The sequence below is a fragment of the Rhodococcus aetherivorans genome (genome assembly GCF_011058165.1).
Classification (GTDB): Bacteria; Actinomycetota; Actinomycetes; order Mycobacteriales; family Mycobacteriaceae; genus Rhodococcus; species Rhodococcus aetherivorans.
The window spans coordinates 22,695-48,833 of sequence record NZ_JAALEG010000030.1 but is presented as its reverse complement, the minus strand read 5'-3'; the positions used below and the strand labels follow the sequence as shown (position 1 = coordinate 48,833).

Annotated in this window: 23 protein-coding genes and 1 pseudogene; 11 read left to right on the top strand and 13 right to left on the bottom strand. The window is 70.9% G+C overall.

The annotated features are described in order from the left end of the window. Positions 1-7: 7 nt before the first annotated feature. Positions 8-1,783: a dihydroxy-acid dehydratase gene (gene ilvD, locus G6039_RS14130; protein ID WP_206531035.1), complete on the bottom strand. Its 1,776-nt coding sequence runs from the start codon at positions 1,781-1,783 to the stop codon at positions 8-10. Continuing rightward, positions 1,780-2,352 (bottom strand): TIGR03086 family metal-binding protein, encoded by a 573-nt coding sequence (locus tag G6039_RS14125; RefSeq protein WP_043802909.1) that lies wholly within the window; start codon positions 2,350-2,352, stop codon positions 1,780-1,782. The genes ilvD and G6039_RS14125 overlap by 4 nt, the downstream gene beginning before the upstream one ends. Positions 2,353-2,483: 131 nt before the next feature. Here G6039_RS14125 and G6039_RS14120 point away from each other — a divergent pair, with 131 nt between their 5' ends. From G6039_RS14120 to G6039_RS14110, 3 genes are read left to right on the top strand one after another with little or no spacing between them, the layout of a single operon-like run. Beyond that, a complete protein-coding gene (locus tag G6039_RS14120; protein WP_043802911.1) occupies positions 2,484-3,479 on the top strand; it encodes an aldo/keto reductase in 996 nt (331 codons plus the stop codon). Between the two features lie 42 nt (positions 3,480-3,521). Then, entirely contained in the window at positions 3,522-4,856 is a 1,335-nt protein-coding gene (locus G6039_RS14115; RefSeq protein ID WP_006930320.1) for an MFS transporter, read from the top strand. Further along, entirely contained in the window at positions 4,828-5,472 is a 645-nt protein-coding gene (locus G6039_RS14110) for a GTP pyrophosphokinase (protein WP_006930319.1), read from the top strand. The genes G6039_RS14115 and G6039_RS14110 overlap by 29 nt, the downstream gene beginning before the upstream one ends. A gap of 110 nt (positions 5,473-5,582) precedes the next feature. Here the strand turns inward: G6039_RS14110 and G6039_RS14105 are convergent, their stop codons facing one another. The 4 genes from G6039_RS14105 to G6039_RS14090 all read right to left on the bottom strand — a co-directional run bounded on the left by G6039_RS14105 (position 5,583) and on the right by G6039_RS14090 (position 10,254). After that, a complete protein-coding gene (locus tag G6039_RS14105; RefSeq protein WP_029546354.1) occupies positions 5,583-6,431 on the bottom strand; it encodes a 3-hydroxybutyryl-CoA dehydrogenase in 849 nt (282 codons plus the stop codon). 60 nt (positions 6,432-6,491) lie between these two features. Beyond that, positions 6,492-7,649 carry an acyl-CoA dehydrogenase gene (locus G6039_RS14100; protein WP_006930317.1) on the bottom strand — a complete coding sequence of 386 codons (1,158 nt, stop codon included), beginning with the start codon at positions 7,647-7,649 and terminating at the stop codon, positions 6,492-6,494. A 160-nt stretch (positions 7,650-7,809) separates the two neighbouring features. Continuing rightward, positions 7,810-8,550: a TetR family transcriptional regulator gene (locus G6039_RS14095; RefSeq protein ID WP_006930316.1), complete on the bottom strand. Its 741-nt coding sequence runs from the start codon at positions 8,548-8,550 to the stop codon at positions 7,810-7,812. Positions 8,551-8,622: 72 nt separating this feature from the next. Continuing rightward, complete coding sequence (locus G6039_RS14090) at positions 8,623-10,254, bottom strand: acyl--CoA ligase family protein (protein WP_043802914.1); 1,632 nt, start codon at positions 10,252-10,254, stop codon at positions 8,623-8,625. A gap of 254 nt (positions 10,255-10,508) precedes the next feature. Between G6039_RS14090 and G6039_RS14085 the strand changes: the two genes are divergently transcribed. Further along, complete coding sequence (locus tag G6039_RS14085) at positions 10,509-11,345, top strand: helix-turn-helix transcriptional regulator (protein WP_037202046.1); 837 nt, start codon at positions 10,509-10,511, stop codon at positions 11,343-11,345. A 213-nt stretch (positions 11,346-11,558) separates the two neighbouring features. Here G6039_RS14085 and G6039_RS14080 read toward each other — a convergent pair whose 3' ends face one another. Genes G6039_RS14080 through G6039_RS14070 form a run of 3 tightly spaced genes read right to left on the bottom strand, consistent with a single transcriptional unit; the run spans position 11,559 to position 13,797 of the window. Further along, positions 11,559-11,888, bottom strand: coding sequence for a cupin domain-containing protein (locus G6039_RS14080; RefSeq protein ID WP_029546350.1), 330 nt, complete (start codon positions 11,886-11,888; stop codon positions 11,559-11,561). Further along, on the bottom strand, positions 11,885-13,099 hold the full coding sequence (locus G6039_RS14075; protein ID WP_043802919.1) for a sensor histidine kinase: 1,215 nt from the start codon (positions 13,097-13,099) through the stop codon (positions 11,885-11,887). Before G6039_RS14075 ends, G6039_RS14080 begins: the two co-directional genes overlap by 4 nt. Further along, positions 13,096-13,797 carry a response regulator transcription factor gene (locus tag G6039_RS14070; protein WP_043802950.1) on the bottom strand — a complete coding sequence of 234 codons (702 nt, stop codon included), beginning with the start codon at positions 13,795-13,797 and terminating at the stop codon, positions 13,096-13,098. The genes G6039_RS14075 and G6039_RS14070 overlap by 4 nt, the downstream gene beginning before the upstream one ends. A gap of 205 nt (positions 13,798-14,002) precedes the next feature. On the opposite strand from G6039_RS14070, the gene G6039_RS14065 reads away from it, so the two are divergent. From G6039_RS14065 to G6039_RS14050, 4 genes are all read left to right on the top strand, one after another. Further along, positions 14,003-14,239, top strand: a complete 237-nt coding sequence (locus tag G6039_RS14065) for an SHOCT domain-containing protein (RefSeq protein ID WP_037201187.1) — start codon at positions 14,003-14,005, stop codon at positions 14,237-14,239. Between the two features lie 48 nt (positions 14,240-14,287). Continuing rightward, positions 14,288-15,826: a multicopper oxidase family protein gene (locus G6039_RS14060; RefSeq protein ID WP_164528082.1), complete on the top strand. Its 1,539-nt coding sequence runs from the start codon at positions 14,288-14,290 to the stop codon at positions 15,824-15,826. A gap of 17 nt (positions 15,827-15,843) precedes the next feature. After that, the gene (locus G6039_RS14055; RefSeq protein WP_029546339.1) at positions 15,844-16,299 is read left to right on the top strand and encodes a hypothetical protein; all 456 of its coding nucleotides are present in this window, start codon (positions 15,844-15,846) and stop codon (positions 16,297-16,299) included. Between the two features lie 404 nt (positions 16,300-16,703). Then, positions 16,704-19,094, top strand: coding sequence for a heavy metal translocating P-type ATPase (locus tag G6039_RS14050; protein ID WP_043802922.1), 2,391 nt, complete (start codon positions 16,704-16,706; stop codon positions 19,092-19,094). 262 nt (positions 19,095-19,356) lie between these two features. On the opposite strand, the gene G6039_RS14045 is transcribed toward G6039_RS14050, so the two are convergent. Then, positions 19,357-19,623, bottom strand: a complete 267-nt coding sequence (locus tag G6039_RS14045) for an SHOCT domain-containing protein (protein WP_006945984.1) — start codon at positions 19,621-19,623, stop codon at positions 19,357-19,359. 557 nt (positions 19,624-20,180) lie between these two features. Here G6039_RS14045 and G6039_RS14040 point away from each other — a divergent pair. Beyond that, positions 20,181-20,894 carry a DUF305 domain-containing protein gene (locus G6039_RS14040; protein WP_029546334.1) on the top strand — a complete coding sequence of 238 codons (714 nt, stop codon included), beginning with the start codon at positions 20,181-20,183 and terminating at the stop codon, positions 20,892-20,894. 104 nt (positions 20,895-20,998) lie between these two features. On the opposite strand, the gene G6039_RS14035 is transcribed toward G6039_RS14040, so the two are convergent. After that, positions 20,999-21,871, bottom strand: coding sequence for a F510_1955 family glycosylhydrolase (locus tag G6039_RS14035; protein ID WP_373867484.1), 873 nt, complete (start codon positions 21,869-21,871; stop codon positions 20,999-21,001). A gap of 264 nt (positions 21,872-22,135) precedes the next feature. Here G6039_RS14035 and G6039_RS14030 point away from each other — a divergent pair. After that, positions 22,136-22,600 (top strand): annotated as a pseudogene (locus tag G6039_RS14030) (M23 family metallopeptidase); the annotation flags it as partial. Between the two features lie 559 nt (positions 22,601-23,159). Here the strand turns inward: G6039_RS14030 and G6039_RS14025 are convergent. Next, positions 23,160-23,576, bottom strand: coding sequence for an archease (locus G6039_RS14025; protein WP_043802925.1), 417 nt, complete (start codon positions 23,574-23,576; stop codon positions 23,160-23,162). 92 nt (positions 23,577-23,668) lie between these two features. Here G6039_RS14025 and G6039_RS14020 point away from each other — a divergent pair, with 92 nt between their 5' ends. Continuing rightward, positions 23,669-25,090, top strand: coding sequence for an RtcB family protein (locus G6039_RS14020; protein WP_029546328.1), 1,422 nt, complete (start codon positions 23,669-23,671; stop codon positions 25,088-25,090). Positions 25,091-25,211: 121 nt separating this feature from the next. Here the strand turns inward: G6039_RS14020 and G6039_RS14015 are convergent, their stop codons facing one another. Then, on the bottom strand, positions 25,212-25,892 hold the full coding sequence (locus tag G6039_RS14015) for a 3'-5' exonuclease (RefSeq protein ID WP_006931704.1): 681 nt from the start codon (positions 25,890-25,892) through the stop codon (positions 25,212-25,214). Positions 25,893-26,139: the final 247 nt, after the last annotated feature.

Genomic DNA, 26,139 nt, shown 5'->3' with positions numbered 1-26,139 from the left:
AATCGGGTCAGCCGCAGACCGCGCCGCTCGACGCCGAACCGACCAGCTTCGTGTACTTGGCCAGCACCCCGCGGGTGTAGCGGGGAGGCAGCGGCTCCCACCCCTGCCGGCGGGACGCGAGTTCCTCCTCGTCGACCAGCACGTCGAGGGTGCCGTTCGCGACGTCGAGGCGGATCGGGTCGCCGTCGCGGACGAAGGCGATCGGGCCACCGTCCACCGCCTCGGGAGCCACGTGCCCGACGCACAGGCCCGTCGTGCCGCCGGAGAACCGCCCGTCGGTGAGCAGCAGCACGTCCTTACCGAGGCCGGCACCCTTGATCGCGCCGGTGATGGCGAGCATCTCCCGCATTCCCGGCCCGCCCTTCGGGCCCTCGTACCGGATCACCACCACGTCTCCCGCGGTGATCGTGCCGTCCTCGAGCGCGTCCATCGCGGCACGCTCGCGCTCGAAGACCCGGGCGGTGCCCTCGAACACCGACTCGTCGAACCCGGCGGACTTCACCACCGCGCCGCCCGGGGCGAGGCTGCCCTTCAGGATCGTGATGCCCCCCGTGGGATGGATGGGCTCGCTCAGTGCGCGCAACACCTTCCCGTCCGGGTCGGGCGGGGCGATCTCGGCCAGGTTCTCGGCGACGGTCCGCCCGGTGACGGTGAGGCAGTCGCCGTGCAGCAGGCCCGCGTCGAGCAGGGTCTTCATGATCACCGGCACGCCGCCGATGCGGTCGACGTCCTGCATCACGTGCCGGCCGAACGGCTTGACGTCGGCCAGGTGCGGGACGCGCGCACCGATGCGGGAGAAGTCGTCCAGGCTCAGCTCGACCTGCGTCTCGTGCGCGATCGCGAGCAGATGCAGCACCGCGTTGGTCGACCCACCGAACGCCATCACCACGGCGATCGCGTTCTCGAACGCCTCCTTCGTGAGGATGTCGGAGGCGGTGATGCCGCGGCGCAGCAGGTTCACCACGGCCTGCCCGCTGCGGCGGGCGTACCCGTCGCGGCGGCGGTCCGTCGCCGGCGGCGCCGCGCTTCCCGGCAGCGACATGCCGAGCGCTTCGGCCGCGCTGGCCATCGTGTTCGCCGTGTACATGCCGCCGCACGCGCCCTCGCCGGGGCAGATGGCCCGCTCGATCGCGTCGACGTCCTCCCGGCTCATCAGCCCGCGGGCGCAGGCGCCGACCGCCTCGAAGGCGTCGATGATCGTCACGTCGCGTTCGGATCCGTCGGACAGCTTCGCGACGCCCGGCAGGATCGACCCCGCATACAGGAACACGGCCGCCAGGTCGAGACGCGCGGCGGCCATCAGCATTCCGGGCAGGGACTTGTCGCATCCTGCGAGCAGTACCGACCCGTCGAGCCGCTCCGCCTGCATGACCGTCTCCACGCTGTCGGCGATCACCTCCCGCGACACCAGCGAGAAGTGCATCCCCTCGTGGCCCATCGAGATGCCGTCGGAGACGGAGATCGTGCCGAACTCGAGTGGATACCCGCCGGCGGCGTGCACGCCGTCCTTGACCGCCTGCGCCAGCCGGTCCAGCGACAGGTTGCACGGGGTGATCTCGTTCCACGACGAGGCCACCCCGATCTGCGGCTTGCCCCAGTCGTCGTCGCCCATGCCGACCGCGCGGAGCATGCCGCGCGCCGCGGTCTTCTCGAGGCCGTCGGTGACGTCGCGGCTGCGGGGCTTGATGTCCGGCTCGGTCGCGCTGCTCGCCTCCGGCTCGATCGGCGTGCTCGCCTCCGGCTCGGTCGCGCGGCTCGCCTCCGGCTCGGTCGGCGTGCTCATCGCGTTCCTCCCGGTCGGGGATCACGCCCGGTCAGCGCCAGCAACCGGTCCTGCACGGCCGCGTCGTCGGGCACCGGCACGGGCGGCGCGAACAGCCCGCTCGCGGCCAGCATGTCCCGCTGCGGTTGTATGTCCTCCCACACGGCCGCCACCAGGTCGGGATCGAGGCGCTCGTCGGCCCCCACGGCCCGGGCCAGGTCCCACGTGTGGATCGCGATGTCCGCGACCTGCTGCCGCAGATAGTCGCGGACGGGCACCATCCCGTAAGACAGGTGCACCTGCTTGTCCGGGTCGGTGGACGCCCACGCGACGGAGGCGTCGACGGCGTGCCGGTCCCATTCGGCGGACAGGTCGTCGCCGAGCGGGTCGAGTTCGGCCTCCGCCTCGGCGATCGTCCTGCCGGCGAGCAGCGGCGGCACCCACCGTTGCTCGTCCACGACGTGCCGGAACAGGGTGGCGACGTCCCATTCGGTGTCGGGGGTGGGGGCGGACCAGTCGGTGACCGCCGAGAGCCGGCTCTCGAAACCTTGCCGGGCGATGTGCTGCAGTTCGAGCCAGTCGTACGACATGGATTCAGCCTAGGCGGGCGGTGGCGGCGGCACCGGGTTTCCCGGCGTGCGGCGGCCCGCGATGTTCGGAAGGATCGGTGTCGCCGCACCTGGTGCGGTCCCCCGATCGTCCGGACAGTACTGGAGAAGTCATGCCCGTCCCCACCGTCGACCTCGCCCCCGGCCTGACCGTCAGCGCACAGGGATACGGCGCGATGTCGGTCTCGCCCGCCTACGGACCCGTCGATCTCGACGAGGCCTTGGCGACGCTGCATCACGCCGTCGACCTGGGGGTCACGTTCGTCGATACCGCGAACGTCTACGGCGACGGCACCAGCGAACGGGTCGTCGGGAAGCTGCTGCATGACCGCGGCGACGAGGTGCAGGTGGCCACGAAGTTCGGGCTCGTCGGCGCGCTGGGCAGCGGTAATCGCGGCATCGACGGCCGTCCCGAGTACGCGAAGAAGGCCCTCGACGAGTCCCTCGACCGGCTCGGGGTGGACCGCGTCGACCTGTACTACCTGCACCGCGTGGACCCGGACGTGCCCATCGAGGACACGGTCGGCGCGTTGGCCGAGCTGGTGCAGGCCGGCAAGATCCGGCACATCGGGTTGTCCGAGGCCACCGGCGACGAGCTGCGCCGCGCGCACGCCGTGCACCCGATCGCCGCGATCCAGTCCGAGTGGAGCATCGTCTCCCGGGACGTCGAGAAGAACGTCGTGCCGACCGCCGTCGAGCTGGGCATCGGCTTCGTGCCGTACTCGCCGGTCAGCCGAGGTCTGCTCACCGACGCGTTCGATGCCGCCCGGATCGGGGAGAAGGACCTGCGCCGGCGCTTCCCCCGATTCGACGCCGACGCGCTGCCCGCGAACCTGCAGGTGCGTGCCGCGGTGCGCGCGGTGGCCGACGAGGTGGGCGCGACGATCGCGCAGGTGGCGCTGGCGTGGCTCGACGCCAAGGCGCGGCAGTTCGGGCTGCCGTCGGTGGCGATCCCGGGCAGCCGCTCCGCCGCGCGGGTCACCGAGAATGCCGGCGCGCTCGACGTGCGTCTCACCGACGAGCACGTCGCCAGGCTCGACACCCTCGCCGACGCGGTCGTGGGTGGGCGGGCCGCGGACCCGACCTGGGTGTCGTGGGGCCGGGAGTGACTACCGGCGGGTAGTCGCGTCGCCGCGTAGGGTCGTTTCATCATGAAACGGGTTTGGTGGGTGTGGGGCGTGGGTGTCCTCGCCTATGTCGTGGCCGTCATGCATCGCACGTCGTTCGGCGTATCCGGACTCGCCGCGACGGAACGCTTCGACATCACCCCGGCCGTGCTGTCGGGCTTCGTGGTCCTGCAGATCGTGGTGTACGCGAGCATGCAGATTCCGGCCGGGGTGCTGCTCGACCGGTTCGGTTCCCGGGTGATGATCGCCTCGGGTGCGGCGATCATGGCGGTGGCGCAGCTGGTGCTGGCGTTCACCGAGTCCCTGCCCGCCGCCTATGCGGCCCGCGTCTTCGTCGGGGCGGGCGACGCGCTGACCTTCATCTCGGTGCTGCGGCTGGTGCCGGTGTGGTTCGACACGCGGCGGGTGCCGCTGGTGTCGCAGCTGACCGGCATCCTGGGGCAGCTGGGTCAGGTGCTCTCGGCGCTGCCCTTCGTGCTGATCCTGGGCGGAGCGGGGTGGAGCGCGGCGTTCGCGAGCGCCGCGGCGCTCGGTGTGCTCGCCTGCGTGCTCGCGGTCGCAGTGGTGCGCGACGCGCCGCCGGGGGTGGTCGTGCGGACCGAGGCTGCCGGGATGCGGCAGGTGCTCGGGCAGATCGGGGTGGTGTGGCGCAGACCGGGCACACGGCTCGGCTTCTTCACCCACATGGGCACCCAATTCTCCATCACCACGTTCGCGTTGCTGTGGGGCGTGCCGTACCTCCAGTCGGCGCAGGGCCTGTCCGCGGCGGCCGCCGGTTCGCTGCTCACCCTCTCCGTGGTCTCGGCGATCGCGGCCGGCCCGGTGCTCGGGATCCTCAGCGGCCGGTTCCCGCTGCACCGCTCGTGGCTGGTGCTGTCGATCATGGTGAGCAACGCCGCGATGTGGACGGTCGTGCTGCTGTTGCCGGCGCCGGCCCCGATGTGGCTGCTCGTCCTCCTGATCGTGACCATCTCGGTGGGCGGACCCGGGTCTATGATCGGATTCGACTATGCGCGGACATTCAACCCGAGCACCGCGCTCGGCACCGCCCAGGGCATGGTCAACATCGGCGGATTCCTGGCGTCCCTGCTGGTGATCCAGGCGATGGGGTTGATCCTGCAGCGTCTCGGCGGCTACACCTTCGAGGCGTTCCGGGTCGCCTGGCTGGCGCAGTATCCCGTGTGGGTCGTGGCGATCATCGGGGTGCTCGTCACCCGCGGCAAGGCCCGCCGCGAGGCGGGCGTGTCGCCGCGGACGCTGCGGCAGGTGCTGCGCGACGGTCGTCGCGCGGGGCCGGCGAATTCGCAGACGCGGATCGAGGAGGCTGGCGATGACGGGGAGCGGACCCGGGCGGACTGACATCCTCCGGCGGGATCTGGCTCGGTTCCTGAAGACCTGCGGGTTCGGTGTCGAAGAGTTGCGGACGAAGATCGACATCGTCCGCAGCGAGTTCGCCGACACCCACGGTTACGATCCCGTCGAGCATGCCGAAACGTGGCTGACCACGCCCGACTCGGTCCTGGACGAGGCCGATCCACCGCTGCGGGTCGAGGACCTCGGGCGGGACGTCGCCGGGATCCGGCTCACGTGCGCCGTCACCGCCGACGTGTACCGCGTACGGGACCTGCTCGTCGCCCGGCGGGACGTGCGGGTGATCGAGGCGAGGGACTACATCAAGCGCGCCGGCCCGGACGGGTACCGCGGGCTGTGCCTCGTCGTGGAGGTGCCGGTGGCGTCGACCGGCCGGGTGCGGACCGTGTACGTGGAGGTGCAGATCCGCACCGGGGTCATGGAGTCGTGGGAGAGCGTGGCGACGCGGCTGCGCACCGAGTTCGACGGTCACGTCCCGCGGGAGATGCTCGACGAACTGCGCGCCGCCGCGGAGAGCGCCCGGGATCTCGACTTGCGGATCGGCGCGTTGCAGCGGCACGTGGAGGAGCGGTCCGAGGCGGACCGGGACGCACCCCCGGCGTAGGTCCGCTCGCCCGGCGTGGCCGCGCGCGGACGGCACCGATGCGCGCGGGGGATCACGGATACGACGAACCCCGCCGCGAGCGCGTCGCGACGGGGTTCGTGCTGCGGGGCTCAGTTGTAGCTGTAGAAGCCCTGGCCGGTCTTGCGGCCGAGGCGGCCGGCGTCGACCATGCGGCGCAGCAGCGCCGGGGGCGCGTAGTGCGGCTCGGCGAACTCGTCGTACAGCGACTGGGCGGCGTTGAGGGTGACGTCGAGACCGACGGTGTCGATGAGGGTGAGCGGGCCCATCGGGTAGCCGCAGCCGCCCTTCATCGCGGCGTCGATGTCTTCCTTCGTCGCGTAGCCCGACTCGAGCATCCGCACGGCGGACGTCAGGTACGGGATCAGCAGCGCGTTGACGATGAAGCCGGCGCGGTCGCCCGCGCGGACCGTCATCTTGCCGAGGGTGTTCTTGACGTAGTCGAAGACGGCGTTCGCCGTCTCCTCCTCGGTGGTCAGCGCCGAGATGATCTCCACCAGCGGCATCACCGGCACCGGGTTGAAGAAGTGCACACCCACCACCTGTCCCGGACGCGACGTCGCCTGGGCCATCTTGATCACCGGGAGCGACGACGTGTTGGTCGCCAAGATGCCGGAGGGCTTCACGACCGCGTCGAGCTTGGTGAAGATGTCGACCTTGAGCGACTCGATCTCGGGTGCCGCCTCGATGACGAGATCACGGTCGGCGAGATCGGCGACATCGGTGGTGACCCGAACCCGCGCGATCGCGGCGTCGGCCTCCTCCTGCGTGATCTTGCCGCGGGCGACGCCCTTGCCGATCGAGCCGGAGACGCGCTTGCGGGCCGCGTCGGCGAACTCCTCGCTGGTCTCGAGCACGATCACGTCGCTGCCGGCCTTGGCGCACACCTCGGCGATGCCGGCCCCCATCGTGCCGCCACCGACTACACCGATCAATTCCACTGCCACGGGAGATTCTCCTCGATACGAAGGTTGGACCAGGGTGAACTTACTGCCGCCGCGTCAGCGGAGCAGCGCGCGGGACATGACGACCCGCTGGATCTGGTTGGTGCCCTCGTAGATCTGGGTGATCTTGGCGTCGCGCATCATCCGCTCGACCGGGAAGTCGGTGGTGTAGCCGGCACCGCCGAACAGCTGCACGGCGTCCGTGGTGACCTCCATCGCGACGTCGGAGGCGAAGCACTTGGCGGCGGAGGAGATGAAGCCCAGGTTCGGCTCCCCGCGCTCGGCGCGCGCCGCGGAGGTGTACACCATCAGGCGTGCCGCCTCGACCTTCATGGCCATGTCGGCCAGCATGAACTGCACACCCTGGAAGTCGGAGATCGGCTTGCCGAACTGCTTGCGGTCCTTGGTGTAGGCGATCGCCGCGTCGAGCGCACCCTGCGCGAGGCCGACCGCCTGCGCGCCGATGGTGGGGCGGGTGTGGTCGAGGGTCGCGAGGGCGGTCTTGAAGCCGGTGCCGGGCTCGCCGATGATGCGGTCGCCGGGGATGCGGCAGTTCTCGAAGTACAGCTCGGCGGTCGGGGAGCCCTTGATGCCGAGCTTCTTCTCCTTGGGGCCGACGACGAAGCCCTCGTCGTCCTTGTGGACCATGAACGCGGAGATGCCGTTGGCACCCTTGTCGGGGTCGGTGACGGCCATGACGGTGTACCAGCTGGACTTGCCGCCGTTGGTGATCCAGCACTTGGAGCCGTTGAGGATCCAGTCGTCGCCGTCGGCCTTGGCGCGGGTACGCATGCCCGCGGCGTCGGAGCCGGCCTCCCGCTCGGACAGCGCGTAGGACGCCATGTCGCCCTTGACCAGGTCGGGCAGGACCTTCTGCTTGAGCTCCTCGGAGCCGGACAGGATCAGGCCCATGGTGCCGAGCTTGTTCACGGCCGGGATCAGCGAGGACGAACCGCAGACGCGGGCGACCTCCTCGATGACGATGCAGGTGGCGACCGAGTCGGCGCCGTCGCCGCCGTACTCCGTGGGGACGTGGATCGCGTTCAGGCCGGACTTGTTGAGGGCGTCGAGGGCCTCCTGCGGGAAGCGGGAGTTCTCGTCGACGTCCTTGGCGTAGGGCGCGATCTCCTTTTCGGCCAGCGCGCGGATGGCGGCGCGGAGCTCATCGTGCTCCTCGCCCAGCTTGAACAGACCGAACTCCGGGTTGAAGGCCATGACGGCGGACTCCTATCGGCACGCAGTGCCAGTTCTTGTTTGGGTGTCGCATCCATCCTACTGAGTGGAGGGCTCGCGACGTCACGAAATCGGTTCCAGTGAACCACGGCACTCAGTGCCACGTCAATGGGGTGGTGGATCGTCGGCCACCCCATTGACGTCAGTCCGACGCCGCCTCGAGCTGCGCCTGCACCTGGCGGGCGACCTCCGCGGGCGACGTGCCCGGGGGATAGGTCACCACCGTGATCGCGCGCTCGGCGTCCCGCGCCGGACCGACGGCCGGCGCGGCGCTCTGCCCCGGTGCGACACCGAACGAGCGCCGCACCTCGAGCAGCGCGCGGCGCAGTTCCTCAGCCGTCGCGGACTCGTCGCCGCGGATCATCGCGCGCAGCAGGAAGTTGTGCGTCGCGGTCATCGCGGCCGCGAAGCTGACGATCCGCACCCCCGACTCCGACGGCACCGCCGAGCGCAGGTAGTCGGTGAACAGGCGCTCGTAGCGGTACGTCGTGACCAGCTCCCGCTCGCGCAGCGCAGGCACCCGCTGCACCACGCGATACCGCCACACCGCAAGCTCCCGCTTGTCCCGGAAGTGCCCGAACACCAGCTCGGCGGCCTCGGCGGCGGCCGCCCACGGATCGTCGAAGTTCCCCGACAGATAGTGTCCGACCTGCTCGAGCAGCGATTCGTGATCGGCGAAGATCACGTCCTCCTTCGAGCGGAACTGCCGGAAGAAGGTCCGTCGCGACACTCCCGCGGCCGACGCGATCTGCTCGACGGTGGTCGACTCGTAGCCGTACTCGGAGAACAGGCGGATCGCCTGCGTCACCACGTGCACCCGGAACTGGGCGGGATCGGGGCCGGTCGCGTCGATGCGGCGGGCGGAGTCGGGACCGAGTGCCATGGTTCTCAGTATCCAATCCGCGGTATCGAAGTCGAAACGGCCGCGCCGCCGGACCCGGCGGCGCGGCCGGCGTCAGGCCTGCGCCGAGTGCGCGGCCCGCAGCTCGAACTTGAGGATCTTGCCGGTCGGCGTCCGCGGCAGATCCAGCGGGAACACGATCTCCCGCGGCACCTTGTACCCGGCGAGCAACGTGCGCGTGTAGGAGATCAGCTCCTCGGCCGTCACGGTCTCGCCCTTCTTCAGGATCACGAACGCCTTGGGACGCTCGCCCCACTTCTCGTCGGGCACGCCCACCACCGCGACGTCCAGCACGGCCGGGTGGCTGACGATGGCCTGCTCGACCTCCACGGTGGAGATGTTCTCGCCGCCGGAGATGATGATGTCCTTGGCGCGGTCCTTGAGCTGGATGTATCCGTCCGGGTACATCACGCCCAGGTCGCCGGTGTGGAACCAGCCGCCCATGAACGCCTCCGCCGTGGCCTCCGGATCCTTGAAGTACCCGGCCATGACGTTGTTGCCGCGCAGCACGATCTCGCCCATCGTCTGCCCGTCCGCGGGCACGTCGTTCATGTTCGCGTCGACGACCCGTGCGTTCTCCGCCTGCAGCATGCCCACGCCCTGCCGCGACAGGAGCGCCGCGCGTTCCTCGGCGGGCTTGTCGTCCCACGAGTCCTGGTATTCGCAGATCGTGTACGGCCCGTAGACCTCGGTGAGGCCGTACACGTGCACGACGGTCACGCCGATCGCCTCGAGCTGCGCGATCACCGTCGGCGACGGGGGCGCGCCCGCCGTGGTGATCCGTAGCGGCCGGTCCAGCCGGTGGGCCTGCGGGGCCTCGGCGATGGTCGAGCACACCGCGGGGGCGCCGCAGAGGTTGGTCACGCCCAGGTTGTCGATGGCGTCCCAGATCGCGTCCGCCCGCACGGCCCGCAGGCAGATGTGCGTGCCGGCGGCCGCCGTCACGGCCCACGGCGTGCACCAGCCGTTGCAGTGGAACATCGGCAGGGTCCACAGGTACTGCGTCTTCCCGTCGAACCCGTTGTGGAACGTCTCGCCGAAGGAATTGAGGTAGGCGCCGCGGTGCGTGTACATCACGCCCTTCGGCTTGCCGGTGGTGCCCGACGTGTAGTTCAGGGTGATGACCTGCTCCTCGTCGTCGACGCCCCAGTGCAGCGGGGTGTCGTCGAGGTCGTCGGCGGCGGCGAGGAACTCGTCGTACCGGGTGGTGACGATCCCGGCCGGCACGTCGGGGTACGGGACCGTCGAATCCGGCACCTCCACGACCGCCGTCAGCGACGGCACGCCGGCCGTGACACCGGCGACCGACCCCACGAACTCCGAGTCGACGAACAGCAGCGACGCCTCGGCGTGCCCGAGGATGTACTCGAGTTCGGGCCCGGCGAGCCGGGAGTTCAGCGCGATCAGCACGCCTCCGGCGAGCGGCACCGCGAAGTGCGCGATGAGCAGTTCCGGCACGTTCGGCGCCAGGAAGGCCACCCGGTCACCCGGCTGGATCCGGCTGCGCAGGACGCGGGCCAGGCGCTGCGCCTCGTCGGCGAACTGCGCGTACGTGTAGCGGCGGTCGCCGTGGACGATCGCGGTGCGGTCGGGGAACACGGACGACGAACGCTCGAGGAACCGCAGGGGGCTGAGCGGGGTGTGGTTCGCCGTTCGGGCGGTGGGGACGGACGTGGGGGTGGGCACGGATACCTCCGGGACTTCGGCACTCGGTCGGTGTACGCCATTGTGATCGCTGCAACACCGGAACGGGTGGAGGTTATGAGTCACGACAGATTCCCCGCTACCCTCCGAAGTGGGTATTCGCGGTCTCGGAGGTGGTTCCGGTGAGGTCTGTGTCGACGAACCCAGCGTCGACGAGCACGGCGTCGACGAACCCGGCATCGACACGGGTCGGGACGCCGAATGTTGCGGCGACGCGCCAGGGCCCGCACGCGCACCTGCGGCCGAGCGACGAGGACGCCCTGCGCGCCGAGTTGCGGCAGCTGCAGATCTCGACCGGGATGCCCGTGCTGTTCGGTGGCACCGTGCACGGCGGGGACATGCTGCTGTCCGGTTTCGTCGGCACCCGCAGCGGCATCCTCCGCGACCTGGTGATCAGCTCCGAGTGCGGGCTCGGCGGCAAGGTGGTCGCCGAGCAACGGCCCGGCGCGGTGTCGGACTACTTCAACTCCCCCCAGATCTCCCACGAGTACGACCGGGAGGTCGCGGGGGAGGGCATCGAGTCGCTGCTCGCCGTTCCGGTGGTGGTGCGCCGCCGCACCCGCGCCGCCCTGTACGGCGGCCTGCGGACCAGCCTGCCGATCGGCGACGTGGTCGTCGAGCAGGTGATGCGGTCGGCCCGCAGGCTCGCCCGCGAGATCGAGATCCGGGACGAGGTGGACCGGCGGGTCGCCCTCATCGACAACGCCCGCGCCGCCGCCCCGTCCGCCGTGTCCGCGTCGGTGTCGGAGGGCATCACCGAGAGCTACCTGGCCCTGCGGGAGATCGCGGCACAGACGTCCGACCCGGGGATCGAAGCGCGCCTGCGGGAGGTCGAGGAGAAGCTGCGGACGCTGACCGGCGGGGCGGCCACACCGACGGTGCGGCTCTCGGCGCGGGAACGGGATGTGCTGGCGTACGTGGCGCTCGGGTGCCGCAACGCCGAGATCGCCGAGCGGCTGTCGCTGAGCGTGGAGACCGTCAAGAGCTACATGCGCAATCTGATGGGCAAGCTCGAGGTCGGCAGCCGGCACGAGGCGGTCGTCGAGGCCCGTCGGCAAGGCCTGTTGCCCTAGCAGGGCTTTGTCGCAGCCCACCTCCGTAGCGGACCGGGGCGGATTCCCGGCTCGGCGCCAGTCGGTAGCGGTGGGCAGCGCCGACATCGGACGTTCATCGCGTTCTTGGTGCCGTTCGAGGATCTGGGGATCGGGCAGAGCCCGATGCTGCAGCCGGAGCCGTCGCAGTGGGCGCAGCCGCTCCCCGGCGACGGGCTCTGAACCACCCGGAGGTCAGTACTTGGCGACGGTGAGCAGCGCGACCGTGTCGGCGACGGCGTCGATCCGGTGCCGGGTGCGGGGTAAGGCGATCAGGTCGCCGCTGCGTCCGTCCCAGCTCGTCCGGTCGGCGACGACACGGATGCGCCCGCGCAGGATGTACACCGTGGCCTCACCGGGACTGACGTGCTCGGCCATGGACTGTCCGGCCTGCAACGCCACGAGAGTCTGCCGCAGCACGTGTTCGTGCCCGCCGTAGACGGTCTCGGCGCTGCGGCCGCTGGGCGCGGCGGCGGCATGCGCGGCCAGGTGCCGGGCGAGCGCATCGAGCGCAAGCTTCTTCATCGCCGCTCCCGGGGACCGGTGCCGGCGTGCACGGCACCCCGCGGAGGGGTGGTGCGCCCGCTGTTGCGGGCGCCTGCGGCGGTGGGCAGGTGCACGGTGAATCGGGCGCCGGTTCCGGCTCCGCCGCTGGAGGCGGTCAGCGTACCGCCGTGGGCTTCGACCAGGGCGCGGGCGATGGTCAATCCGATGCCGCTGCCGCCTTCTTGCCGTCGGCGGGCGGGGTCGGCACGGTAGAACCGGTCGAACAGATGACTCAGGTGCTCGGCGGCGATGCCGTCGCCGGTGTCGGTGACGGTGATCCCGGCTTCTCCGTCGACGGCGGTGGTGGCGACGGTGACCGTGCCCCCGGCGGGGGTGTGCCGCAGGGCGTTGTCGAGCAGATTGCCCAGCACCTGCCCGATCCGGTCCGGGTCGACCGTGACCGCGGCGGGGTGCTCGACGTCTTCGACCAGGGCGACGCCCTTGGCGGCGTAGCGGTCGGCGGCGACGCGGACCGCGGCGTCGACGAGGGTGCGGGTGTCGGTGGGCACGGGCGTGACGGACAGCCGGCCCTCTTCGGCGCGCGAGACCGCGCCCATGTCCTCGGCGAGCCGCCCGAGCCGGGCGGTGCTCGACCGCAGGACCGCGAGGGTCTCGGCGTCGGAAACCCGGATGCCGTCTTCGAGGGCCTCGAGGTGGGCATCGAGAGTGGCCAGCGGGGTGCGCATCTCGTGCGCGAGATCCGAGAGCATGCGCCGCCGGGTGGTTTCGACCGAGTCCAGCCGATCGGCGAGCTGGTTGAACGTCTCGGCGAGCTGGTCGAATTCGTGCCCGAGACCGGGTCCGGGCAGCCGCACGCCGTAGTGGCCGCCGGCGATCTCGGTGGCCGAGGCGGCCACGCCGGTGACCGAGCGCTGCACCCTGCGGGTGAAGTACCAGCTCACCGCCAGCGCCATCAGCGCCGAGACCACCAGCGCGATGGCCAGCGAGATGATCATCGCCGAAGTGAACGCCTCCTCCACATGCGCCGCCTCGGTCGAGACGTGCTCGATACCTGCCTGCTCGAGGTGGTTGTGGAACAGTCCTGGGGCGACGGCGGCGGCCACCAGCCAGGCGCTGATCGCGCCGCCGACGACGACGATCGCCTGCGCGGCCAGTAGCCGGCTGCCGAATCCGACACTGCGGCGCCCGGGCCTCCGCCCTGCTGCCGCCGGTGGGGGTGGTGTGGTCACTGCCCGGCTCCCATGCGGTATCCGACCCCGCGCACGGTGCGCACGAACACCCCGCGGGTGGCGTCGTCGCCGAGTTTGCGGCGCAGGTGCCCGATGTGCACGTCGACCAGGTGTTCGTTGCCGACCCAGCTCGGGCCCCACACCGCGGTGATGAGCTGCGCCCGGGTGAACACCATGTTGGGGTGTGCGGACAGCGCGGCGAGGAGGTCGAATTCGGTGCGGGTCAAGGCGATCGGGGTACCGTCGACCCACACCTCGCGGCCGGCCGCATCGAGGGTCAACGACCCGAACGTACGGCGGCCGGTATCGGTGCCGGACTGCGCGGGGGTGCGGCCGTCCCCGGTCGAGGGTCGGGGGCGCCGCAACATGGCCTGGATGCGGGCGATGAGTTCACGCGGACTGAAGGGTTTGGTCATGTAGTCGTCGGCGCCGACCGACAGGCCGACCAGGGTGTCGATCTCGTCGGCGCGGGCGGTGAGCATGACGACGTAGGCGTCGGAGAACGTGCGCAGCTGCCGGCACACCTCGATCCCGTCCAGGTGCGGCAACCCCAGATCGAGCACCACGACATCCGGATCGACCTGCCGGGCGCGCTCGACGGCGTCGAGCCCGTCGTGCACGAGCGTGACCTCGCAGCCGGCGCGTTCGAGGTAGGTGCCCACCACCCGGGCCAGCGCCACTTCGTCTTCGACCACCAGCGCCCGCAGGCCGCTCGGGGGGACCGCTGCGCTCGAGGCAGAGGCGGGGACGAGCTGATCGGAACCGGAGGCCATGTCCCATCGTGACCGCCGCGGCGGGCCGGTGGCGACGTTCTTCAGCGAACCTTCATCGAACGCCAACCCGCGGCGTCGGGTAACGGGCCCAGACTCGGATCCGGGCCTTTCGAGGAAAGGAGCGGCCGTGATGTGGGGATCGGGCGCAGTGGGCTGGGCCGGCTGGATGGTGATGGCGCTGACGATGATCGGTTTCTGGGCGTTGGTGGCCTTCGGCATCGCCGCGCTGTTCCGCACCGGTCACCGCACCGGCACCCCGCCACCGCCGGCCGATCCGCTGCGCGTCCTCGACGACCGTTTCGCACGGGGCGAGATCGACGCCGACGAGTACCAAGCCCGGCGGCGGGCGCTGCGTCCCTATCGGTGAGCGGCGCCGACCTCGTGTCGTCCGTTGTCGTCCCAACGTTTCCAGGAGATGTGTGTGGTGCAGATGTCCCGCCGTATGTTTCTGCTCGGTGCGTCCGCGGCCGCCGGGGCGATGGCCCTCGGTGGGCCGGTCGGCTGCGCCCGCCCCGGTGTAGCGGGAAATCCGGTCGGGCCGGGCGCCGAGGCGGTGCGCCGGCTCGAGGCCCAACGCCGTACCACCGGGCAGGCGGTGGTCGCCGCGCAGGTGACGGCGCGGCCTGTGCAGGTCGACCTCGGCGGTACGGTGGTCTCGACCTGGGGCTATGGTGACACGCTGCCCGGTCCGCTGCTGCGGGCCCGGGCCGGGGATCTGCTGCAGGTGCGGGTCGACAACCGACTCGAGGCCGACACCAGCATCCACTTCCACGGCATCGCGATGAGCAACGACATGGACGGGGTACCGGGGCTCACGCAGGAGCCCATCGTCGCCGGGGAGTCGTTCACCTACGAATTCACGCCCCCGCATCCGGGCACCTACTTCTACCACTCGCATACCGGGCTGCAGCTCGACCGCGGCCTGTACGGGGTGGTGGTGATCGACGACCCGGCCGAGCCCGGCGGCTACGACGACGAATGGGTCGTCGTGCTCGACGACTGGGTCGACGGCACCGGCCGCACCCCCGACGATGTCGCCCGCGAACTCGGCATGCCGGCCCCCGGCCGGCTCGCCCCCCGCGCGGGTGGGATGGGCTCGATGATGGACCACGGCGCGATGGGCGGCATGGGCTCGATGATGGGTGCAGAGAGCATGCGCTCGGACCTGCTCGGCGGTGCCGGCGACGTGAACTACCCGTACTACCTGCTCAACGGCCGCACCCCCGTCGACCCGGTGACCCTGACCGCCGCCCCGGGGCAGCGGGTGCGGATCCGGCTGGTCAATGCCGCCTCGGACACCGCCTTCCGCGTCGGGCTCGGTGGACATGCGATGACGGTCACCCACAGTGACGGTTTCCCCGTGTCCCCCCGGAACACCGACGCGGTGCTGATCGGTATGGGCGAACGGTTCGATGTGCTGGTCACCCTCGCCGACGGGGTGTTCCCGCTCTACGCCGCCGCCGAAGGCAAACCCGGCCACGCGGTGGCCGTCGTGCGCACCGCCGCCGGGACGGCCACCACCGATACCCGGCCCGGCGAGCTGGATCGGCGGGTGCTGCTCGGCACCGCCCTGTCCCCGGCCGAGCAGGTGCGGTTGCCCCGACGATCCCACGACAACTACCTGAGCGTCGACATGGGCGGCACGATGGCCCCGTACCGGTGGATGCTCAACGGCGCCACCTTCCCCGACACCGCGCCGCTGACCGTCGCCCAGGGACAACGGGTACGGATGCGGCTGCGGAACATGTCGGCCATGTTCCACCCGATGCACGTGCACGGACACACCTTCGCCCTGGTCGACGGCGGAGCCCGCAAGGACACCGTGACGGTGCGTCCGATGCAGACTGTGGAAATCGAGTTCGACGCCGACAACCCGGGCCAGTGGGCCCTGCACTGCCACAACGCCTACCACCAGGAAGCCGGAATGATGACGACCCTGTCCTACCGCGCCTGAGAAGACGGAGCCTGCGTGTGACGACTCCTCCCGGCGAGCACCCCGCCACCGCCGAAGCCATGAGCACCCCACCGGCGGCCGTGCCGGCCCGCAAGGGCCCGCCGGCCGCGACCTGGAACGCCGTGTCCGCGGCCCTCGGCGCGGTGATGGGGCTGGCGCCGCACGTGCTGCACCACGTCGGCCTGATCGCCGGGGCCGCGCTGGTCACCGGCGCCGGGGGCAACCTGTTGTTCTTCGCCCTCGGGGTGGTGTTCTCGATTCCGCTGCTGCGCCGGCTGTTCCGGCGGTTCCACACCTGGAAGGCCCCGGCGTTCGCCCTGGTGGTGTTCGCGGCGATGTTCTCGCTCTCGGCGTTCGTGCTCGGACCGGCTCTGACCGGCCCCTCGGCCCCGAACCCTGCGCCGGCGCCGGGACCGAGCTCGGTGCCGACCACCACCGTCCCGGCCGACCACGGCGAACACCACAGCGGCTGAGGGACTGTCACCGCAGGGCTCGGCGGTACCCGTTTCGGGGGATGCAGAGTCTTCAACAGATCTTCACCGAACCACCAGCCGAAACCCCCACCGCGGCGGGAAGAGTCATCGGCGCACGGCTCCGGTACCAACCGACCCGCACATCCGGAATCCGAGGAGGCGAGATGGCTGATCATCGCCGGGGCACTGGTACCGACGAGCACGGACCCTGACCGAGACCCGGACTTCTTCAACGGATCTTCATCCAACCACCAGAAGACGCCGGGGCGGGGCGGGGCAGACTCGGACTCGATCAGCGATGACCGTTCACCGGTGTCGGCTACCGGTACTGCGGTTCGGCGGAACCGCACTGCGTACGGGGGCGAGTAATGCGTCCCCGCTATCAGAGGGAGGGACCGGATCGAATGAACCGAACCACCGTTCTCGAAGTAGGCGGCCTGCACTGGGCGACGTCGACGCCGGTCATCGAATCGGCCCTGCTGCGCCGACCGGGAGTGACCGCGGTGGAGGCCAACGCGGTGAACCAGACCGCCACCGTCACCTACGATCCGGACCGCACGTCGGTGGCGGAGCTGTCGAAATGGGTGCGGGACTGCGGCTATCACTGCGCCGGCCGCTCGGTGCCCGAGCACGTGTGCGACCCGATGAGCGAACCGGCTCCGGGCCCGGGCACACCCGCACATCCCCCGCAGCCGGCGGCGCACGAGATGCCCGGCGGGCACACCGCGCAGGAGCTGATGGGTCACGGCGGTCACGCCGGGATGTCGATGGACGCCATGGTCCGCGACATGCGCAATCGGTTCCTGGTGGCGCTGGTGCTGTCGATCCCGATCATGTTGTGGTCGCCGATGGGTCGCGAGATGTTCGGGTTCACCGTCCCGGCGCCGTTCGGCCTGCGCGACGACGTGTTCACCCTGTTGCTGAGCCTGCCGGTGATCTTCTACTCGTCGTGGATCTTCTTCGACGGTGCCTACCGGGCCTTGAAGGCGCGGACCCTGGACATGATGGTGCTCGTCGCCGTCGCGATCGGCACCGGCTGGCTCTACAGCGTGGGCGTGACACTGACGGGCGGCGGCGAGGTGTTCTACGAGGCCGCCTCCGTGCTGGCGAGCTTCGTGCTGCTCGGGCACTGGTTCGAGATGCGCGCCCGCGGCGGCGCCAACGATGCCATCCGGACCCTGCTCGAACTCGCCCCGCCGATGGCGGTGGTACTGCGCGACGGGCAGCCGGTGGAGATCCCCACCGCCGAGGTCGTGGTCGGGGACCTGCTCCTGATCCGACCGGGGGCGAAGATCCCGGTCGACGGCACCGTCGAGACCGGCAGTTCCGAGGTCGACGAATCCATGGTCACCGGGGAGTCCCTGCCGGTGACCAAGGCCGAAGGGTCCGAGGTGATCGGTGCGTCGATCAACACCACCGGCACCCTGCGGGTACGGGCGACCAAGGTCGGCTCCGACACCGCGCTCGCGCAGATCGTCGCGCTGGTGCAGGAGGCCCAGAATTCCAAGGCACCCGGCCAGCGCCTGGCCGATCGCGCCGCATTCTGGCTGGTGCTCGTCGCCCTGATCGGGGGGCTGGGCACGTTCGTGGTGTGGTGGGCGGTCGACGGGGATGTGCAGCGGGCGCTGCTGTTTGCCATCACCGTCGTGGTGATCACCTGCCCCGACGCGCTCGGGTTGGCCACCCCGACCGCGATCATGGTCGGCACCGGTCTCGGCGCCCAGCGCGGCGTGCTGTTCAAGAACGCCACCGCCCTCGAGACCTCGGCCCGCATCGACACCGTGGTGATGGACAAGACCGGCACCTTGACCAAGGGCGAGCCGGAGGTCACCGACGTCGTCGTCGACGGGCTCACCGAGGACGAGCTGCTGACCCTGGTGACGGCGGTCGAACGCGAATCCGAACATCCTCTCGCCGGTGCGATCGTGCGCTATGCCGCCGCCCGCGGCCTTCCCGCGGTGTCGTTGGAGAACTTCCGCAACGTGCCCGGACACGGTGCGGTCGCCGAGGTGGCGGGCCGGCGGGTGGCCGTCGGCAACCGCAAACTCATGGTCGCCGAGAATGTCGACTTCGGCGCGTTGATGGACCGGCGCGACGAGCTGGCTTCGACCGGCCGCACCGCGGTCCTCGTCGCTGTCGACGGCCGCGGCGTCGGGGCGATTGCCCTGGCCGACGCCGCCCGGGAGACCTCGGCCGAGGCGGTGGCGTCGCTGCACGAACTCGGCATCGAGGTGGTCATGCTCTCCGGCGACAACGTGGCCACAGCCCGCCGCATCGCCGGACAACTGGGCATCGGCACCGTCATCGCCGAGGTGCTGCCCGGCGACAAGGCCGACAAGATCGCCGAACTGCAAAGAGCCGGGAAGAAGGTCGCCATGGTCGGCGACGGCGTCAACGACGCACCCGCCCTCGCGCAGGCGGATCTGGGGATCGCCATCGGTGCCGGCACCGACGTCGCGATCGAAACCGCCGATCTGGTGCTGATGCGCTCGGACCCGCTGGATGTGCCGATTGCGCTGCGCATCGGCCGGGGCACCTTGCGCAAGATGCGGCAGAATCTCGGCTGGGCGGTCGGCTACAACGTCATCGCGCTGCCGATCGCCGCCGGCGTGTTCGAGCCCGCCTTCGGGCTGGTGCTGCGCCCGGAGATCGCGGCGTTGTCGATGTCCGGCTCGAGCCTGATCGTCGCGGTCAATGCGCTGATGCTCAAGCGGCTGCGGTTGCCGTCCCCACCGCAGGAGCAGCCGGCGCCGCGCCCGGCACCGGAGCCGATCCCTACCAGCCCGCACCGCTGACCTCACCGCGGTGTCGGCGCATCCAGGGGTCGACGCCAGGGTGGGATCGGGTGGCCGGCGCGGCCGTAGGATCGGTGGTGTGGTCCTCGTGTACGAGATCGCGCTCGTGCTGGTGTCCGTGCTGATCGTCTGGTTCTCGGTCTACGTGCTGTACCGCCTGGTCACCGACGACTCCGACGGTCGCCACTACCGCCGCTGACACCGCCGCTCCTGAACCCGGCGCACCTGAGGTGGGCAGGGCGATTCGACCTGACTGCGGTCTTCACGCCCCCGGGCCGGGCCGATGGGTGTGCAGGGCGTCGAGACGGCGCCGGTACTCGTCCTCGTCGATCTCGCCGCGGGCGAAGCGCATGGCCACAATCTCTTCCGGCGTCGGGGCATAGGGCGCCGGCGGTGGTGTCGACCGGGGAGTCGCGGCGCGCACCAGCATCACGATGCCGACGATCACCAACGCCCAGAACGCCACCATCCCGACGGTCATGAGCACATAACCCCAACCGTTCATGCCGTTGCCGTACCAGAACATCATCGAAACCACCCTTCCTCGCCCTCGGTCGGCGCTACCGGACACCGGCTGTCCGACCCGGTCGGCCGCAGCACCGGCACCCCGCGTGGGGCAGCGGTGCGCGGTCCCGGTGTGTTCGCTGTCCACGGTGCCCGGCCTCGATGAGCTCTTCGCCGTCGTTTCCGTGAAGATCTGCTCAAGAACAGCGGCGATGGTCGCCCAGGCGTCCGGGTCGGTCGCCGATTGCCGGAGGGGCCGGGGCGGGAAGGGGCCGCAGCGTCCACGGTCCGGGCACGGAGCGCCGTGTGACCCCGGCTCCGGGCTCGGCGCGGTGGTTCTTCAGGAAATCTTCACCGAAAGGTCCGAGTTGTCGCCGGGTGCGGCTGCCAGGCTCGGATCCGGACGAGGTGCGGCCGGCCGGTCGGCCGCACCGCAGAGGGCGTATCACACCCGCAGTGGTCCGCGTCCCCCGCCGAGGGGTGAGGCGGGCCGGGTTTGCCGCAGCCGCTGTGGGGGATGCCTTCGCTATCGCGACCGTGGTGTCGGCCCGGTGCGTGTACACGACGGAAAGGAATGTTCTTGTGAGGAAGAAGTCTCTGGCCACCGGCGCAGTGGCGGTCGCTGCGGCGCTCACCCTGGCCGCCTGCAGCGACTCGGGCAACGATCAGGCCTCGCAGGCGAGCCCGTCGGCGACGGCGACCACCAGCGCCTCCGCCGAGACGGCCGCCGACCACAACCAGGCGGATGTGACCTTCGCCCAGCAGATGATCCCGCACCACAGCCAGGCCATCGAGATGAGCGACGTCATCCTGGCCAAGGAGGGCATCGACCCGCGGGTCACCGAACTGGCCCAGCAGATCAAGGCCGCCCAGGGCCCGGAGATCGAGCAGCTGCAGAGCTGGCTCACCGACTGGGGGCAGCCCACCATGCCCATGGGCACGACCAGCATGCCGATGGCCACTCCGAACATGCCCATGTCGTCCCCCGGGATGGAGATGCCCGGACACGACATGCCGATGCAGTCCACCACGATGCCCGGCGGCGGACAGATGGGTGGCGGCATGAGCGGGATGATGTCGGCCGAGGACATGACCGCCCTGCGCGACGCACAGGGTGTCGACGCGTCCCGCCTGTTCCTGACCCAGATGATCGAACATCACCGCGGCGCGATCGCGATGGCGCAGACCGAGGTCGACTCCGGGCAGAATTCCGACGCGGTGGCCATGGCGCGCACCATCGCCGAGACGCAGCAGCAGGAGATCACCACGATGGAGAACATTTTGTCCTCGTTGTGACCGCGAGAAAGCCGCCGCGCTCGCGCGGTCGACACGGTGGGGCCCGGCACGCGGACGTGCCGGGCCCCACCGGTCAGCGGGGAGCACCGCCCGGTCCGACCGCGTCAGTTCAGTGTGTACAAGACCTCGGCCGTGGCGGCGTAGGCGGTGTCGAACCCGGTGGCGGTCAGCGCCTCCACCTGCCCGACGAAGGCCCGCTGCTCCCAGGCGGCGCCGTCCCGGCTGCGCCAGGCGTAGCCGTCGGCATCGATGCCCCACAGCCCGTCGCCGGTGCCGGCCAGCAGCACGAGGGCGGGTGCGTCCTCGACCGGGGTGAAGGTGCGTGCCAGGTCGGTGCTGCGCTCGAGCCCGGCCGGCGTGATCGCCCACACCGCGCCCGGGGTCAGGGCCAGGGCCGCGGCCGCCACGGTGGCACCGGCGCTCCAGGTGGCGCCGGCGTCGGTGGACACCCGGATGCCGCGGGTGCCGTCGAAACCGACCACCACGGTGCCGTCCGTGGCCAGGGCGTGGAAATCCACCTCTCCGAGCAGGGACCGGTCGGTCCAGGTGCGCCCGCCGTCGTCGCTGCGGCGCAAACCCAGCGGGTTGGGGCCGGGGTTCGACGGACCCGGATGGCCCGAGGCGACCAGCACGTCGCTGCCGGACACCCCGGCCAGCCCCATCAGATCGTCGTCGGAGGTGCCGACCTCGGTGGTGGCGCCGGACGGCGCGACCGCGACCAGTCCGCTGTGGGTGCCGGCCAGGATCGTGCCGGCGGAATCGACGCTCATCCCGTGCACGTGATCGAGCGCCGGGGACAACGCAACGCGCGGTGCGGTGGCGGCGCCGGAGGGTACGGTCGCCGCGCGAGGGGTGTCGGGGGACGAGCATCCGGCCACGAGCAGGGCAGCTGCGGCCAACGCCGACACCGCGCCCGGCAGGCTCGTCCAGGTGCGCGCACGCGCCTTGAGGTCCATGGAGAACTGGTCGCGATTCATGCAGCTCGCTGCCGGAGCTGTTCGCGCACCCGCAGGCGCTCCTGCTCGGTCAGCACGATCGTCAGCGGCGACAGGTTCCGCATCTCCGCTCCTCTCACACTCGACAGACCGAGTGCCCTCAGTGTAGGGGGACGGTAGCGGTCGAGAGCACGCGAGATTCGGGCAACCCCCGGCACCGGAGCCTGGGGCGCCGCCCGGCGGCGACGACGCGCCTGCTGCGGGCACACCCGATACGGCCCCGGCAACAAGAGCGCCACCGGAGGGGAAGACCCCGGCGCCGCACCCGCAAGCCCCACCCTGCCGCGCCCGGCCGACGGCGGGCACTGGGGCGGGACCGGGCGGTCCGTCGCCCCGACCGCCGGGGTGATCACCTCCACCTTCGGGGACGGGCGGGGACACGGAGGCATCGACATCGCCAATACCATGGGCGCACCGATCGTCGCCGTCGCCGACGGGGAGGTCATCAGCGCCGGACCGGCACAGGGCTACGGGCTGTGGGTACGCATCCGGCACGACGACGGCACGGTGACCACCTACGGCCACAACAACACCAACCTGGTGACGGCCGGGCAACGAGTCGAAGCCGGGCAGAAGATCGCCACCGTCGGAGATCGCGGCAACTCCACCGGACCCCACTTGCACTTCGAGGTCGAAGACCGCTCCGGCGCCAAGACCGACCCGGCGCAGTGGCTGGCCGACCGCGGCACCCCCATCATCGCTGCGGACTGACCTCCGAGCGGGCAACCGCACCGCCCCACTGGCACAGCCGCAGCGCACCCACGCCGGGCGGCGCACGACAGCTCGAATGAACCGGTGCCACGCCATGCGCGCCGGCAGGTTCCGAAGTGCGGGGGTGCTGCGGCCCACTCCTGCCGTGTCCGGACACCGAAAGTCGAGATCTCGTGAAGATCTGTTGAAGAAGACGGATCTCGCAGGCGAGGTGGCACATCGGGGAACAACAGAGCGCCATAGTGGGACGATCCCGCCCCCGAGGGTTACTCGGCTCCAGAAAGGTCACGGCCGTGAACATGATGGGCATGATGGACCAGGCGCACACCCTGCTGCACCAGCTGATGATGTGGCTCCACCAGATGGGCGGGATGCCCATGATGAACATGCCGATGTAGCGCCGCCGCTCGCCGACCACCCGGGTCTCGGCCCCGGCAACGGGCACCGGCCCGGCAGGCAATCCCGGCCATCTACAGCGGAAAGTCACAACGGCGAGGGCGCCCACACGGTCGCCTGCGCTCGGCGTGCCGCGACCGGTACTGCGGCGCTCGTCGCCGGTTCACACGTCCAGCGTCACCGAGCACGACCACCCTTCCGGTCGTCGGTCGAGGCGCAGCTCGTGGAGCGACACCGCCTTCGGGACCGCACCGATCTGGGGCACCGCGGCGGCGTCGACCATCGAGAACCGCGCCTCCGCTGTGCCGCCGCCGGATTCGACGACCACGTCGATCGGGATCTCCCCGGCCGTGTCGAGCAGATAGATCACCTCGTCGAGCACCGCGACGAGCAGGTCCTCGTCGCCGTCGGCCGTCAACGGGCGGTTGCGGACCCGGCCGGGTCCCGCGGACGAGATGTCGGCGAAGCTCGCGACGGCGCCGCGCACCGCCTGCGCGATGCACTCGTCACGGGTCGGTGCCCACGCCTCGATGCGCAGATCCGCCGTGTGCGGCACCGACCGGTACCCGCTTCCGTTCATGATTCGCTCCCGGGCCTGTGCAGCAGGCACTGCAGATCTTATGGTGGAACGAGGCCGCCGACGTCGCGTTCCCGCCCCCGGATCGGACAGTGATGAGGATCGTCGAGGAGACCCCGTACCGGTTCCGGATCGATCGGGCCGGCGCGATGCGCGTACCCGGGATCGTCTTCGCCGCCCGGTCCCTGCTCCCCGTCGCGGAGGGGGACGAGGCGCTCACCCAGGTCGCCAACGTCGCGACGCTGCCCGGCATCGTCACCGCGTCGTTCGCCATGCCGGACGTGCACTGGGGTTACGGCTTTCCCATCGGCGGGGTCGCGGCGACGGACATCGACGACGGCGGCGTCGTCTCCCCCGGCGGCGTGGGCTTCGACATCTCGTGCGGCGTACGGCTCCTGATCGCACGCGACGCGGACCGGTCCGCCCTCGCGTCGCGCCTGGGTGTGTTGATGGACCGGCTCGGTCGCGTCGTACCGCGCGGCATGGAGACCCGGGGCGTGTGGGAACTCCCGGACCGTACCGTGCTGCGGCAGGTGCTCGCGGGCGGCGCCCGCTTCGCGGTGGAGCAGGGGCACGGCGTCGCCCGCGACCTCGAGCGGTGTGAGGACCGTGGCGTGTTGGACGGCGCCGACCCGGACTCGGTGAGCGACCGTGCCGTCGAGCGGGGCCTCGGTCAGCTCGGCAGCCTCGGGTCGGGAAACCACTTCCTCGAGGTCCAGGCCGTCGAGCGGGTCTTCGATCCGGACACCGCGCGGCTGATGGGGCTCGACGTGGGCACGGTGTGCGTGATGATCCACTGCGGATCCCGCGGCCTGGGCCACCAGATTTGCACCGACCATGTACGTGAGATGGGTAAGGCAATGGGCCGCTATGGGATTCACGTCCCCGACCGGCAGCTGGCGTGCGTTCCGGTCCGGTCGCCGGAGGGGGAGGCCTATCTCGGGGCCATGGTGGCGGCGGCCAACTACGGCCGGGCCAACCGGCAGTTGCTCACCGAGGCGGCCCGCCGGGTCTTCGAGGAAACGGCCGGCACGACCCTCGACCTCCTCTACGACATCTCGCACAACCTGGCGAAGATCGAGCGGCACGAGGTCGGCGGCCGGGTCCGCGCGCTGTGCGTGCACCGCAAGGGCGCGACGCGGTCCCTGCCGCCGGACCACCCCGACGTGCCCGCCGACCTCACCGATGCAGGGCAGCCCGTGCTCATCCCCGGCACGATGGGCACCGCGTCGTACGTGCTGGCCGGTGTCGCCGGGAACCCGGCGTTCTACTCCACCGCGCACGGGGCCGGTCGGGTGCAGAGCCGGCACCGTGCTGCCCGGCACACCGACGGCCGGGCGGTGCGCGACGCACTCGAGACGCACGGGGTGCTCGTGCGGGGAAGCTCGTGGCGGGGACTCGCCGAGGAGAAGCCGGAGGCGTACAAGGACATCGACGCGGTGGCGGAGGTGAGCGAACGTGCGGGCCTGGCCCGCCGGATCGCCCGGCTCGTGCCGCTCGGCGTCGTCAAGGGGTGAGCGCCGAGCGGCCGGACCGAATGTCACATGCGTTCGATTCGATCGAACGCATGTGACATTCGGTCGCCCACGGACGGTGTCGAGAGTTTCTGCATTGGAAACCGCTGCCCGGCAACTTCTCTCAGGCGATACCGCGGATGGGCCATTGCGGGTCCACGTCCGACGCGTCGCGGCCGAGGCCCGAGAGGTACTCGGCGAAATTGCGTTGCCGCTCCGCGTGCCAGGCCGCCTGGTCCGTCATGATGTCCAGGTCGGCGAGCTGCGGGAAGCGGGTGCACAGCGCCCGCGCCAGTTGCCCGGCCGCGAGTGCGTCCGCCTCGGCCTGATGGGCGGCGGTCAGCGTGACGCCGTACGCAGCGCAGACCGCCTGCAGGGTGCGGCCGCCCTCGCGGCCGCGGTCCATCTCGCGGTCGACGACGTACGGGTCGAACACCAGGCCCGTGGCGAGTCCCGGCAGGCCCAGCCGGCGGCCCTCGGCGTCGATGACCGTCAGGTCGTAACTGGCGTTGAACGCCACGACGATGTGATCGCGGACCCAGGCCTCGCACAGTGCCTCGCGGATCTGGGCGTAGCCGGCCGTGTACTCGAGGCCCTCGGCGCGCGCCCGCTCCGTGGTCACGCCGTGGATCGCCGACGTCTCCTCCGGGATCTCGATGCCCGGATCGAGCAGCCACGTCCGCGACGCGACGGTGTCACCGTCGAGGACGACGACGGACGCGGTCACGATGCGCGCGATCCGCGGATCGCGGTCGGTGGTCTCGAGGTCGAACGCGCAGATCGGTCGATCGGGCCAGTGCGTCATCGGGGGTCCTGTCGTCGGTCGTGCGGGCGGTGAGGGCGGTCACGGCGATTGTGGCCGCAGCCACCGACACCGTCCGCCGGGCGGCGCGACGTCGTGCGCCGGACCGGCCGAAATGGCTCCGTGCGGCACGAAGGCGTACGCTGCTGGTGTTTCGTCAGGCCCCCGGAGCGGTTCCGGGTGATGTGGAGGAGGTGGGACTCGCGATGCGCAGTCGACCTCCGAGTACCGGCTGACGGCAGCCCGTACG